Consider the following 13366-nt stretch of genomic DNA (forward strand, 5'->3'; position numbering starts at 1 on the left):
GCGCTTGCATTGCAAATTGGACATCGAATTAGCATGATCTGGATTTATTCACCATTGCACCATTTGATGAGAGTGCCCTACTTACACATCTAGAAAACACTTACAAATTTCAAGTAGACTTTCAAGCAAAAAACACCCTTAAGGGATTCATTGGAGAAACAAAAGTGGACTTTCTCGCCCATCAATACCCTTTAATCAAACCTTTACAAGTAATTGAAGGTACACGCCTGGCCAGCCCGGAAGATATTGCTGCCATGAAGCTTAATGCGATTGTGGGCAATGGTACAAGGCTTAAAGATTTTATTGATGTTGCCTATCTTTCGTCATCACTTACGCTCAATCAGATGGTCAACGCTTATGAAGAAAAGTATGTTACAAGGAACCCAACGATAGCTCTCAAATCATTAGCATATCAGAATGATATTGATTTTACAGAAGCAATTCAAATGCTGGACAGAGAGTATGACTGGAAGCATACCCATGAGCGTCTTAACCAAATATTGGCTTTCCCCGATAAACTGATTTTCACTTCTGATATGTAATCTCCCGCTCAGATCGGCTGATCAGTTTACGTTTACCGGTTTTCCTGTCAATGATATAGGCCGTTTTCTTTAACCAGTTTCCCTTATCATCATACTCGTATTCGTTCACATACTCCGCTCCCGTTCGGTTGTTCCTCCCCTTTAGTTTTTGATACGTCATATCCCCCTGTTCATTGAACAACTTTTTTTCATCCATGATGGAGCAGTATTTGTCCTGATCAATTCGCTGGGTATCCTGAACAAGCCTTTCATCATTCCAGTTCGCCTTGCGGGAAATCACATAGTAGTTGTCTTCAGGATGATATGCAGCTTTTTCCAGAGCAATTATTTCTCCCTGTCGATTGGTCACCTGCGCTTTGGCAGCCTGCCCCTCAGCATTGACTTTGAGATCGCTTGAACTATAATTACCATTGAAGCTGCATTGCATACGGGTAAGCGTTCCTGCTGTATCGTAAGTAAACCAGAAACTATCCCGGATAATTCCTTTCGGCTCATAATTGACATTCACCAGGTACAGCACTTTTTGCAGCGATGAATCCAGGTTCGTTTCATATTGATGGGTCAGCACTCCTTTTTTATCATAACGACTGTAACTGATCCTCCTTGCGGACCAGTCAAAACTGATTTCTTTCCTGCTAATAAATTTGGAGCCCTGTAAGCGCGAAGTATAAGTATCAATGATCCTCGCTGGCTTTCCGGATCTTACATGCTGTTCAGGTTTTGCAAAACTGTTTATCATCGTAATGTACTGTGCAGAGGCCGGCACAGCAATGATGAACAGCAACAAGAGGGTAAAAGAGTATTTCATACAACCCCAAAATACAAAAATTTAGGAATCCCGCATCATGTCTTCTCCCCCATTGCCCCTCTCTTTCTTGAAGAGGTTGAAATCGCTCTTACCGAATTTCCAGGTGAAGGTGATCCTGGCGGAACGCACATTCCTTCTCCTGAAAAAGTCCTGGTAGAAATTTTCGGTATCATAAATTGCGCCGAAGCGGTGCGAGTTGAGCACATCGTTCACGGCCACTGTTACGGAAGCTTTATTGTCTTTCAGGAAATCCTTGCGAAGCGCCACGTCTATACTGTAACGCTCTTTCCGCTTACCCTGCGGGATCACTTCCGGCGATTCATATTCACCTACCACCTGGAAGCCGAGCTTGTTCCATACGGGAGACGGACTGCTGATCTTGTAATTGGTTGTGAGCTTGGCTTCCCAGTTGAAACCTTCATTGCTGAGATCGGTCTCATCCACTTTTGCATTCACTTTGGTGTACTGCATATTCACGGTGGGCGTAATATCGAAGTTGCTGCCGAATTTCTGCTGAAGCGTGAACTCAGCCCCCCAGTTGTGCTCACTACTGGCATTGATGAAAGTGTTCAGGATCGCATTGGGATCAACCGCCGCATTGTTGAGCTGCTCAAACTGTGCAGTAGTGATGGTATCGCTGTATTGCGTGATCTCATCGGTAGAGAGACGATAATACAACACACCCAGGAAGTTACCACCGGTATAGGTCTTGTTGTAATTCAGCTCGAACGAATTGGTGAATTCCGGCGTGAGCGAAGGATTTCCCTGGCGCAGGTTCAATGGATCATTGATGTCTACAAAAGGATTCATCTGCCAGAAGTTCGGGCGACGGATCCTGCGTGTATAGTTCAGTTGCAGCTCATCATCATCACTCAGTTTCTTGTTCAGGAAGATGCTGGGAAAAAGAGCGTTGAAGAGATTGCCGAAATCTTTCGGATACTGATAACCGAATTTGAAGGCACTGTCCACCAGGTTGCCATCGAATTTGGAATACTCTGCACGCAAACCAAGCTGATAGCCAATGCTGCCGATCTTATCCGTATAGGTAATGTAAGCGGCATTGATCATTTCCTGGTACTTGTAATTATTGCTGAGCGGGAGTTTGATGGAGTTACCGTTGTTGATGCTCAATGCATCAAACACACTGCTGTAATTGTTGATGTAAGTGCGCAAACCCGTTTCCAGTTTAGCATTCTCTCCTCTCGGGTCTGTATAATCCACCTGGATGGTCACCTGGTCATTCTTGCTGTTACCGATATTGTGAACGAGATTATCGGGCGCAAACGGGCTGCCATCGGGGTTTTGATAGGTATTGAGGATACGGGTGAAATCATTGTTCTTGCTCCAGGCATAGTTCACATCAGCGTTCAGCTCTTTTCCTGGTTTGGCAAATTTGTGTTTGAAAAGGAACTGCGATTGATTGCGCTGGAAATCTGCATTGTTGTCTGATGTACGGTATCCCAAATGATCAGTCAGCTTTGCGGCTGTCAGATATACCTGGTCCTGCTTTTCATCGGTGGAGAACCTGCCGTCAGTGAAATTATGAGAGAACGTTAAAGTATTGCGGTTATCTAGAAAATAGTCCACACCAAAACGCGCAGAGGCAAAAGCCCTTGTTCTGTCAGCCCTTGAGAACTGGTTGAAGTAATTGCCGGGCTCGCCATTCTCTTTGTTGGTACGATAGGTTTCGCCTTTGGCGATGCCCCGTTCCTGTTGTAGTTACCGCTTACGAAGAAATTGAATTTGTTCTGGCGGAGGTTCAGGTTGAGCGATCCGTTCAGGATGCCCGGCGTACCTGCGCCAACGGAAGCCAGTCCGTTCAATCCGAGTTTACGGTTCTTTTTGAGAATGATATTGATCACGCCGCCGGTACTGCTTGCATCGAACTGCGCAGAAGGATTGGTGATCAGTTCCACTCTTTCGATATTGTCTGCAGGGATCTGTTCCAGTGTAAGAATGGTGGGGCGGCCATCAACGAAGATCTGTGGTGCACGGTTGCGCAGGGCCACATTACCATCAACGTCCACGCTGATACTGGGAATGTTTTTCATCACATCGATGGCTGTACCTCCGGTGGCCGTAAGACTTTTTTCAACGTCGAATATTTTACGGTCCACTCCCATTTGCAGGGCTGGTTTAGTGCCCACTACCGTAACTGTATTGAGCATCTGCGATTCGGCTTCGAGCTTGATATTCCCGAGATCCGTTTCAACAGGCCCCTCACCCTTGCCTTTTGCCGGGGGAAAAGAAACAGTTTGATTGACCTCTTTATAACCAATAGCTGTGATCTGGAGTTTATAAGATGCTTTTACCGGTAATTGATCGATAGAGAAATCGCCGTTCTGGCGGGAGAGCATGCCGCCCGCGAGACTGTCGCCGGTACCGGCAGCAAAGTAGAGGCGGATACTTGCAGCATCCACGCCCTTGCCGGTTTTGGGATCTATCACTTTTCCGTACAATCTGCCAGTACTTTTTTCACTATGTGTAACAGCCTGAGTAAAAGCCTGCCATACAAAAAATAAACAGGGAATGAGTAATAGTAGCTTCTTCATCTGGCTTATGACGTCGGATGAGTTAAAAAATATGCGCTATTGGGAAATATTGAGCTGGAATTAACGGATCAGCTATTACCTGTTCTGGTTTTGAACCAGGTTTGCATTACCAGGATGGCTTCGCTGAGGAAAAGATCTTTCTTCAGACTGTTGAGCCAGGCCTTGTTGCTGTCGTTACGGAATTGTTCTTTATGTTTCAGTTCTTCCTGCACATCGGCAGTATTGATCACGGGCAGACTGTCTGCAGTGACCAATTGTTTGCGAATGGTGGCGATGGTCTGTTGTAATTGTTTTTTCTCTGCACGGTATTTGTCCAGCTTCATGGAATGCAGGTTGCTCCTGTTCTCCAGCCAGTGGATATTCTTGCGAAGCGCGAGGAGCGATGAATCTTTTTCGATCCTTCCTCCGGCAGCAGCAATGGTCCTGCTTACTTCTTCGCTATGATTGCTCAGTGCAAATGGAGCGGCAGCAATGGTATCCCATTTCAGCGCAGTAGGATTATCTTTTTCCTGCATCTTGTAAGGCTCATAGATGCCGGGGAGTTTGATATCGGGAGAAACACCTTTGAGCTGTGTGGCTGCGCCGGTGATGCGATAATACTTTTGCAGGGTGATATGAATGGTGCCGAGGTCCAGGTTATCAGGACCGATCTGGTTCTTTGTTTCGCCCACACCGAATCCGCGTTGCACAGATCCTTTGCCATAAGTGGAGGCAGCGCCGATGACAATGCCGCGGTGATAATCCTGGATGGCGGCTGCAAAGATCTCGGCAGCAGATGCGCTCATTTCATTCACGAGTACAACCAGCGGACCATCATACAGAACTCCAGGATTATTGACTGTGCTCACGTAAGGAGTTCCGATAGAACTTTTCACCTGCACCACAGGTCCCTGTTTGATGAAGAGACCCACCATATTGATCACTTCGCCAAGGCTGCCACCAGTATTGTCGCGGATATCGATCACTACACCTTCCACATTTTCCGCTTTGAGTTTTTCCAGTTCCAGCGCCATATCTGTAGCACAGCTTCTGCCATTGGCATCTCCGAAGTTGGTATAGAATTTCGGGAAGGTGATATAGCCGATCTTCGCAGATGAATCATTGATGATGGCAGATTTCACGAAAGTATCTTCAAGCTGCAGGGCTTCACGCTGAATGGTTACGTCTTTGAGAGAGCCATCATTCTTGCGGAAGGTGATGGTAACAGTGGTGCCTTTCTGACCGCGTGTGAGCTTGATCACTTCGCTCATGGCCAGTCCTGCCAGATCCGTTTTTTCGGTGCTTCCACCCTGTTGTACTTTCACCAGCACATCTCCTTTTTCCACTTGTCCTGATTTCCATGCTGGCCCGCCGATCATCAGTTCAGCGATGCTCACTTTTCCATTTTGTTCCTGCAGCAAAGCGCCGATACCATAATAGATACCGCTCATGCCTTCCTGGAATTCGCGGCGGTCAACCGGAAGAAAGTAGCTGGAATGCGGATCGTAGAGGTTGATGATGGAATTGAGATAGAGATTGAATGCTTCCTCATCAGCAGTGAGCTTGAGGATATTTTCCATGCTTCTCTTCTCGATGCGGGCAACGGTTTCGCGTGCTTTTGTTTCCAGTTGCGCATCTGTGAAGTGATTGACAGTATCTTTTTTCCTCTGTTCCAGCAGATCGTCGTACTGCACCAGTACCTGGTATTTGAGGTAATTCTTCCAGCGTGTTTTCAGTTCATCGCTGTTTTTGCAGTAGAGGATATTTTTGGGAGAGTCGTTGAAATATTCGTCGTTGGTGAAACTGAAGGGTTGTGCCAGCAGGTCTTTGATGATCTGCTCCACTTCTTTCACGCGTTGTTTGTAAACGGTGTTCACTACTTTGTAGAACTGCACCATCTTGCCGCGCATTTCATCATCCAGTTGCCATTCGAATTCCCTGAAGCGTGTGATATCGCTTTTGAGGAAGAATCTTTTGCCGCCATCGAGTTGCTGAAGATATTCAGTGAACACCTGTCCGGAGAAATGGTCGTTCAGAGGTTGCGGCGCATAATGGATCTGCTGCAACATGCCGGTGGTGTTATGGAAAACGAGATCTACATTGTCCACCACTTTGCTTTTCTGCGCAATGGCGGGAATGGACAGCAGGCAAATAGCAGAACCTGCAAAGAATGTACGGTTAAAAAAAGAAGTACTCTTCATGCTCTACCCTCTTTAGGCGGTTATTGATGTTCGTTATAATGTAACCTGACCATATGCGCCGAACCAGGCAGCGCCCAGCAGGCCGGTCTGTTCATTTCTGATGATGCGGACAGGTACTGTTTGTAACAGATGTTGCATACGGTCGCTATCCATATAATGACTGTAAAAATTTTCGCGCTGCAACAGTCCACTGATCTTGGGTGGAATGCCTCCTCCGAGAAACAGTCCTCCGGTGGCTTTCATTTTCAGCACCAGGTTGGCTGCTTCATGGCCGAGATAACGCACATAGTGCTGCATGGTTTCCACGCAGATAGCAGCGCCGTTCTCTGCTGCTGTCTGGCTGATCCTCGCGCTGGGATGTGTTTCAGTGGGCCAGAGTTCGGTAAGCCATTGGGGCTCTTCCACTTTCTTCACATCACGCAGGAACTGGTAAATATCGTAAATACCTGGACCGGCCACAACCTTCTCCCAGCTAACAACGCCATATTGCGCGGAAAGGTATTGGCAAAGCTCAAAATCGAATGAGGTCCTGGGAGAAAAATCGCAATGCCCGCCTTCTGTGGGGAAAGGGGAATACGATTTGCCATTCCAGAAGAGCCCTGCTTCTCCGAGACCTGTACCGGGGGCCAGGATGGCCATGTTGCCGCGGGGCGACTGGCTTCCTTCGTGAATTGTGAAGAAATCATCAGGCTTCAATGCAGCGAGGCCATAAGCTGTTGCTTCCAGGTCATTGATGAGACGGACATCCTTTACTCCTGTTCTGTCCTGCAGATCTTCCACACTGAGCGTCCAGTTGAGATTGGTCAGCTCTACCACGCCGTCCAGGACGGGCCCAGCAACACCGAGACTGATCCTGTCAGGGATCAGTTCAGGTTTTACCTGCAGGAATTCTGCAATGATCTCATGGAGACTGGCATAGGCGGGTGACCTGAATTTCTGGTCATGCAGATGTTGCACATCTTCCGCGGTTGCGCGGAAAAGGGCCAGATGTGTTTTAGTGCCGCCAATATCTCCTGCGAGGATAGTGATGCCCTCTGCCGGGATATTGTCTTTTGCCGGTAAATGAAGCGGGATCGTCAGTGCCTTACTAGTTACATTCATCGTAATAAAGATAAGGCATTATTTTTTTTTGAATTCCTGAATATGGTTGAGCGGCTATTCATCGGAGACCACTCGACAGCCTCCGGCGAATGACTGGGTACACTCAGTGTTTTCCGGAAAAAAATTTCAGTTCATCTGCAAGATCGAGGAACGGGTATTGAGCCTGCAATTCCTGCGCCTTCAGTAATTGCGATTGCAAAAATTTCTGATGTGCTTCCGTATGAGGATGAAAAGGTTTATGCCTGCGGGAAACAGCCAGTTTCCTGAGTTCCGCTGCCAGTTGCTGTGAAGGCTCATCCACAAAATGGGTCATGAATTTTTCCAGCACAAACTGTGTGGCCGGATAATTCGGATGTGCCATATCGATATCATAGAAGCGGTAATCGCGGAGCACATCTATCACCAGTTCATAAGCGGGGAAATAATAAAGCCTGTCGAATTTGTTCACCAGGTGGTGTACTACTTCCAGCAGTCTTGCCTTGCTCCGGTTGTTATCGATCACTCCATCACGGAGATGCCTGACCGGAGATATGGTGAAGATGGTTTTGATCTTCGGATTGAAATAACGAACCTGGTGCAGGGCATTATCCAGTACAGATTTCGTTTCTTCGATGGTCATCATATGCTTCCTGAACCACTGCGAAGGCGCCCTGTGACAATTGGCTACAGCCCCTTCCGGGCCTGCATTGGCGCGTTGCTCTCCCGGAACAGTTTCTGTGGTCCGGTAGCTGAAGGAACTGCCGAGTGTGATCACCAGCCATTCTGCTTTTTTGAGGAAATCATGTGCCGCCTGTTGTGAGGCATTGATCATTTGCACCACTTCTGTCCTGTTCATACCTGAGAAGCGGCTATGATGCTGCCAGCTCTGCCAAACTTCGTTCAATAAAAAAAGATCTTCCTCCCTGTACTGTTTATTCTGTACATAAGAAACCAGGCTGGCAGCAACGCTTTGCGGATCGAAGAGGATGCCATTAGGATTTTGCATCACTTCGAATTTCATCTCCTGCAGGCTGTTACCGATATGTTCGGTGAAGCAGGAGCCCACCAGCATGATGGGTTGCTGGTATGCCACCGTCTGTGCCGGTGCTGGAATATTTATGTCTACCATGAAGTTCATAACAGTATCAGCTATGCGCAGTGGTAAATATCCGGTCTGCCAGTTGCAGGCTTTCTACCAATGCTTTTTTATCGAGAGCCGGCAATATGCCGAGTGATTCAAAATGTTCGATCATCAGTTCCGTATTCATATTTCCCACCAGTTCATCATTGGCCATGGGGCAGCCGCCGATGCCTTTTAGTGCGCCGTCGAAGCGAAGGCATCCTGCCTGCAAAGCCGCGTCTATCTTGGGTTTCCAGTTGAGGGCAGTGGAATGCAGGTGCACACCGATCTCAGTATCCGGTAATGATTTCACAAGGTACTCCGTAATGGTGCCTACCTGGTCCGGCGTTGCCAGCCCAACTGTATCGGCAACAGAAATGATGGTAACGCCCATCTCCACCAATTTTTCCGCCCATTGAAAAACGATCTGTTCAGACCAGGGATCGCCATAAGGGTTTCCGAATCCCATTGAGAGGTACACTACCAGTTTCTTTCGTTTGCGGATGCAGAGTTGTTGTATGCCGGCCACTGTTTCCAGTGATTGGGCGATGGAGCTGTTGGTATTTCGTTGCTGAAAGGTTTCGGAAACGGAGAAAGGGAATCCGAGATAGCGCACGGCTTCATATTCAACAGCATCCTGTGCGCCGCGGAGATTGGCAACGATGGCCAGCAGTTTGGTATCGGTATCGCGCCAGTCGAGCTGGGGGATCACAAACCTGGTATCGGCCATTTGCGGGATCGCTTTGGGGGAAACGAAACTGCCGAAGTCCAGTGTCTGAAAGCCTACACGCAGCAGGCTGTTCAGGTATTCGATCTTTTGTTCAACGGGAATGATCACGGGCCAGCCCTGCATGGCGTCGCGCGGGCATTCTACGAGGTGCACTGTTGACATGGATAATGATTTGTATTAACGAACTATTTGTTCAGCATACGTTGTTTCATTGCTTCATACAGGATCATGCCGGTGGCAACAGAAACGTTCAGGGATTCAAAATTCCCGGCCATGGGGATCTTGAAGATGCTGTCGCTGATCTTCAGCAATCCTGAAAAAACGCCTTTGTCTTCACTGCCGGCAATGATACAACAAGGATCACGGTATTCCAGTTCGAAAACAGTTTCATTGGCTGTCATTTCGGAAGCGTAGACCTTGATACCGTTGAGGTGGAGGGTGTCCACCGCTTTCATGAGGCTGTTGACGCGGCAGACATGGATCTTCTCCAGTGCACCTGCGGAGGATTTGATGGCTTCCTCATTGAGGGCTCCTACGCCTTTGTCCGGAATGATGAGGGCCTGCGCGCCGCAGCAGACGGCAGTCCTGGCAATGGCGCCGATATTGCGCACATCGGTAACGCCATCCAGCATCACCATCAGCGGTGTTTCGCCGGCGCTGACGATATGATCTATCACCTGCTGGAGGTCCAAATACTGAACCAATCCTGCAATGGCGATAGTGCCCTGGTGATTGGCTTTGGTGAGTCCATTCAGTTTTTCAGGAGGTACCTGCTGAATGGGAATATTGTTATCGCGGGCCAGGGTTCTGATCTTGCCGATGGCATCGCCGGTGACACCGCGTTGAAAGAAGATCTTATCGATAGCCCTTCCGGCTTCGATAGCTTCGATGATCGGCTGTCTGCCGATGATCAGTTGTGATTTTTTGATACCGGCGCCCTGTCTTCTATGAAATCCTTCCATCTGCGATCATGAGTTTTATTTTGAGGATGGCGGCAACAGACATGGAGTCTGTGATCCGTCCATCTTCCACCATTTTGAATACTTCTTCGAAAGGTAATCTGATTACCTGTAATTGCTCGGTCTCTTCCGGGCAGGCGGTTTGTTGGGTGAGGTTCCTTGCCAGGTAAATTACGGCATATTCATCAGTAACGGAGTTGGACAGGTGCATTTCCAGGATCTTTTCCATGGAATCCGCTACCAGCCCGGTTTCTTCCAGCAGTTCCCTGTGAGCGGAGAGAACGGGATCAGTGCCTTCCGGCGCTCCGCCTTCCGGGATCTCCCAACTGTACTGGTTGAGTGTAAAACGATACTGCCCTACCAGCCAGGTATTGAGCTCAGCATCCAGCGGCACTACGCCTACCGCCAGGTTCCTGAAACCTACTTTCCCGTAAATGCCATTGCCTCCGGATGGATTGATCACTTTGTATTCCGTGACCCTTATCCAGGGGTTGAGGTATTTTTCTTCCGAGGAAAGAATTTTCCAGGGATTTTCGGATTGATTCATGGCGCAAAAGTAGTGAAGATTGGGAAGCGATGGGCAAACAAAAAGCCCCTCCAAACAGAAGGGGCTTTTTGTTTTTTTGTGCCGACAAAAATTATTTGATGCCGAAAGCTTTCTTCACTTTACTCACATAGTCCAGTTTCTCCCAGGTGAAGAGCTCCACTTTTTTCTTGATCGTTTTTCCATCCGGCGTGCTGAAGGTTTTTTCTACCACTTCAGGTTTGCGGCCCATGTGTCCATAAGCTGCAGTTTCGCTGTAGATGGGGTTACGGAGCTTCAGACGCTGTTCGATGAAGTAAGGGCGCATGTCGAAGAGCTCGGAAACGATCTTCGCGATCTGTCCGTCTGTCTTCTTCACTTTTGAAGTTCCGTAGGTATTGATGTAAAGGCCCATCGGTTGTGCAACGCCGATAGCGTATGAAACCTGAACCAGTACTTCGTCGCAAACACCGGCAGCAACCAGGTTCTTGGCGATATGGCGTGTTGCATAAGCTGCTGAACGGTCCACTTTGGAAGGATCTTTGCCGCTGAATGCGCCACCGCCGTGTGCGCCTTTTCCACCGTAGGTGTCAACGATGATCTTACGGCCTGTGAGACCAGTGTCTCCGTGTGGTCCGCCGATCACGAATTTTCCTGTGGGGTTGATATGGTATTTGATCTTACCTGCAAAGAGGTGTGCGTATTTCTTGTATTTTTCTTTTACGCGTGGAACCAGGATATTGATCATATCCTTCTTGATCTTCTCCTGCATTTTGGCTTCAGTATCGAAGTCGTCATGCTGGGTAGAGATCACGATAGCGTCAATACGAACTGGTTTGTTGTTATCGTCGTATTCGAGCGTTACCTGGCTCTTGGCGTCAGGACGCAGATACTTGATCTGTTTTCCTTCGCGGCGGAGCACTGCCAGTTCCAGCAGGAGTTTATGTGCCAGGTCGAGTGCCAGCGGCATATAATCTTCTGTTTCGTTGGTAGCGTATCCGAACATCATGCCCTGGTCACCAGCGCCCTGTTCTTCTTTCTTCTTTTTATCTACACCCTGATTGATATCTGAAGACTGCTCATGGATAGCAGACAGCACACCGCAGGAATGCGCTTCGAACATATATTCGCTCTTGGTATAACCGATCTTGCGGATCACACCTCTGGCAATATCCTGAACATCCAGGTAAGCAGAAGATTTTACTTCACCTGCAAGCACCACCTGACCTGTTGTTACCAGTGTTTCGCAGGCAACTTTCGATTGGGGGTCGAATGCAAGAAAATTATCGATCAACGCATCGGAAATCTGGTCGGCAACCTTATCAGGATGACCTTCAGACACACTTTCGGAAGTAAATAAATAAGGCATGTTGAATTTTATTGTTAGTAGGCCGCAAATATAAGCGGCAGGCTTAAATTTTAGAATAAATAATTCTGACCCTCATTTTCTGGGTAGGATGGCTACCACCTCCGAGCACTACCCGGCCATAGCCAACGGGTGAGTTCACGTTGTAGGGCTGTACGCCAGGCGGGAGCGCAACAATTGTACCATTCGGTTGCTCCAGGTAGGGTTTTGTGTAGAATGGAGCATATACCTGCAGGGTTTTATAAAGCCTGTAGCCTTTTGATACCCCTGTTTGCATATAGCGGGTGAGATTGAAAACATACCTGTTGGTCTGGAACATTCCTCCGAAACCTGCAACGTCATAATTGTTGCTGCCATCTCCGGTATAGGTAAAATCACTGCGGATGGTGATGGAAGAGTCTCCCACTTCATTCACGGCGTTGAGGAACAGTAAGGGTACAGGCCCGTAAGTATCATTGGATGGTAAAGCTATTCTTTCCATTATCAGTTCAGCCCTGTGGATCACGCGGTTCTTTGCCTGGAAGGTATCCAGTCCTTTGATCTTGATAGAGGCGAAAGAACCGGGGGAACTTTGCAGATACACTTTATCGTCATCCGGATTTCCGTTGTTGAGATATGCCAGATAATTATTGGCTGGTGTTTTCTTTATGAGATTGGCGGTATACACAGGATTTGCCGGGAAATAAGGGGAGATTGTATCTACCTGGCCATTTACTGTAACCCTGCAATACACTGTCAAACGGGTGTTTTCCGCCTGAAGGTTGAAATAAGAGATGCCTGCTTTGGTGGGAGAGCCTGCACTCATTTTGATAGCCAGTCCTCTGAAATTGGAACGGAAACTACTATCGTTGATGTACATGTTGGTAGTATCACCGGTCACAAACTGATTGGCAAAAGCATTATCCAGTCTTATGCGGAGCTGGTTGTTCGACTTGATGGTATCCTTACCATTGTTCACGTACATCAGGGAATCGTTAAGGTCCTTGATGGCATAGGTCTTTGTGCCACGCACCCCGCCCATTTCAGGGAAAGGCGGATGGTTCAGCTTATAAGTAAAGGTGTCGTTGAAATTACCCGGCGTTGAATTGTCGATCTGCGATACTTCCACTGTCTGAACGGAATTGGTATCTCCGTAAGCTGTAACATATCCCAGTGATAACACTACAGAATCGATCACTACGGAATCCTTGTTGACGAAAGGATGAACTTTTTGCGATCCGTAAGTGAATGCCGTGTACATATTGGCGGAAGTGGCGCCAAATTCAGGATCATTACCGATCAGGCCAAGTGCATGGAGGTCTCCCCCATTGGTCCTGGTAGTATCGGGATACAGGAAATTATCTGTCACTACGTCCAGCACGGTTTCGAACGTATGTACATTATCTACCACGGGGATCAGATCATTGCCCAGGTCAGTAGAATCAACTTTTGTACAGGAACTATAGACGAAAATGCCGGTAAGAACCGTAATAGCTGAGGCAAAGATTTTCCGATTCACGCAGTGGT

General features: G+C 47.9%; 12 protein-coding genes. 1 reads left to right on the forward strand and 11 read right to left on the reverse strand.

Going from position 1 to position 13366, the window contains the following annotated elements; translation table 11 throughout:
- The first annotated feature begins 164 nt into the window (after positions 1-164).
- Entirely contained in the window at positions 165-542 is a 378-nt protein-coding gene (locus tag FSB84_RS25645) for a nucleotidyl transferase AbiEii/AbiGii toxin family protein (protein ID WP_192909889.1), read from the forward strand.
- Here the strand turns inward: FSB84_RS25645 and FSB84_RS25650 are convergent.
- From FSB84_RS25650 to FSB84_RS25700, 11 genes are all read right to left on the reverse strand, one after another.
- A complete protein-coding gene (locus FSB84_RS25650) occupies positions 526-1350 on the reverse strand; it encodes a hypothetical protein (RefSeq protein ID WP_130540691.1) in 825 nt (274 codons plus the stop codon). The two genes, FSB84_RS25645 and FSB84_RS25650, sit on opposite strands and share 17 nt — an antisense overlap.
- Positions 1351-1371: 21 nt before the next feature.
- Positions 1372-2937, reverse strand: a complete 1566-nt coding sequence (locus tag FSB84_RS25655; RefSeq protein WP_158644118.1) for an outer membrane beta-barrel family protein — start codon at positions 2935-2937, stop codon at positions 1372-1374.
- Positions 2922-3902, reverse strand: coding sequence for a TonB-dependent receptor (locus FSB84_RS25660; protein ID WP_147122367.1), 981 nt, complete (start codon positions 3900-3902; stop codon positions 2922-2924). The genes FSB84_RS25655 and FSB84_RS25660 overlap by 16 nt, the downstream gene beginning before the upstream one ends.
- Before the next feature lie 68 nt (positions 3903-3970).
- Positions 3971-6082, reverse strand: a complete 2112-nt coding sequence (locus FSB84_RS25665; protein ID WP_130540693.1) for a carboxy terminal-processing peptidase — start codon at positions 6080-6082, stop codon at positions 3971-3973.
- Between the two features lie 33 nt (positions 6083-6115).
- Positions 6116-7183: a glucokinase gene (gene glk, locus FSB84_RS25670; RefSeq protein ID WP_130540694.1), complete on the reverse strand. Its 1068-nt coding sequence runs from the start codon at positions 7181-7183 to the stop codon at positions 6116-6118.
- A gap of 103 nt (positions 7184-7286) precedes the next feature.
- A complete protein-coding gene (locus FSB84_RS25675) occupies positions 7287-8300 on the reverse strand; it encodes a GSCFA domain-containing protein (protein ID WP_130540695.1) in 1014 nt (337 codons plus the stop codon).
- Between the two features lie 7 nt (positions 8301-8307).
- Complete coding sequence (locus tag FSB84_RS25680; protein WP_130540696.1) at positions 8308-9174, reverse strand: hydroxymethylglutaryl-CoA lyase; 867 nt, start codon at positions 9172-9174, stop codon at positions 8308-8310.
- Positions 9175-9197: 23 nt separating this feature from the next.
- On the reverse strand, positions 9198-9974 hold the full coding sequence (gene rlmB, locus FSB84_RS25685; RefSeq protein WP_130540697.1) for a 23S rRNA (guanosine(2251)-2'-O)-methyltransferase RlmB: 777 nt from the start codon (positions 9972-9974) through the stop codon (positions 9198-9200).
- Positions 9958-10518, reverse strand: coding sequence for an NUDIX domain-containing protein (locus FSB84_RS25690; RefSeq protein WP_130540698.1), 561 nt, complete (start codon positions 10516-10518; stop codon positions 9958-9960). The genes rlmB and FSB84_RS25690 overlap by 17 nt, the downstream gene beginning before the upstream one ends.
- A 91-nt stretch (positions 10519-10609) precedes the next feature.
- A complete protein-coding gene (gene metK, locus FSB84_RS25695) occupies positions 10610-11863 on the reverse strand; it encodes a methionine adenosyltransferase (RefSeq protein WP_130540699.1) in 1254 nt (417 codons plus the stop codon).
- A gap of 43 nt (positions 11864-11906) precedes the next feature.
- The gene (locus FSB84_RS25700) at positions 11907-13358 is read right to left on the reverse strand and encodes a DUF4270 family protein (protein ID WP_158644119.1); all 1452 of its coding nucleotides are present in this window, start codon (positions 13356-13358) and stop codon (positions 11907-11909) included.
- Between the last annotated feature and the right edge of the window lie 8 nt (positions 13359-13366).

The sequence above is a fragment of the Pseudobacter ginsenosidimutans genome, from assembly GCF_007970185.1.
GTDB classification, from domain to species: Bacteria; Bacteroidota; Bacteroidia; order Chitinophagales; family Chitinophagaceae; genus Pseudobacter; species Pseudobacter ginsenosidimutans.

Coding starts and splice junctions, on each gene's coding strand:
- rlmB (WP_130540697.1), bottom strand. CDS start 9,974: ATGGAAGGATTTCATAGAAGACAGGGCGCCGGTATCAAAAAATCACAA.
- glk (WP_130540694.1), bottom strand. CDS start 7,183: ATGAATGTAACTAGTAAGGCACTGACGATCCCGCTTCATTTACCGGCA.
- FSB84_RS25690 (WP_130540698.1), bottom strand. CDS start 10,518: ATGAATCAATCCGAAAATCCCTGGAAAATTCTTTCCTCGGAAGAAAAA.
- FSB84_RS25660 (WP_147122367.1), bottom strand. CDS start 3,902: ATGAAGAAGCTACTATTACTCATTCCCTGTTTATTTTTTGTATGGCAG.
- FSB84_RS25675 (WP_130540695.1), bottom strand. CDS start 8,300: ATGAACTTCATGGTAGACATAAATATTCCAGCACCGGCACAGACGGTG.
- FSB84_RS25650 (WP_130540691.1), bottom strand. CDS start 1,350: ATGAAATACTCTTTTACCCTCTTGTTGCTGTTCATCATTGCTGTGCCG.
- metK (WP_130540699.1), bottom strand. CDS start 11,863: ATGCCTTATTTATTTACTTCCGAAAGTGTGTCTGAAGGTCATCCTGAT.
- FSB84_RS25665 (WP_130540693.1), bottom strand. CDS start 6,082: ATGAAGAGTACTTCTTTTTTTAACCGTACATTCTTTGCAGGTTCTGCT.
- FSB84_RS25680 (WP_130540696.1), bottom strand. CDS start 9,174: ATGTCAACAGTGCACCTCGTAGAATGCCCGCGCGACGCCATGCAGGGC.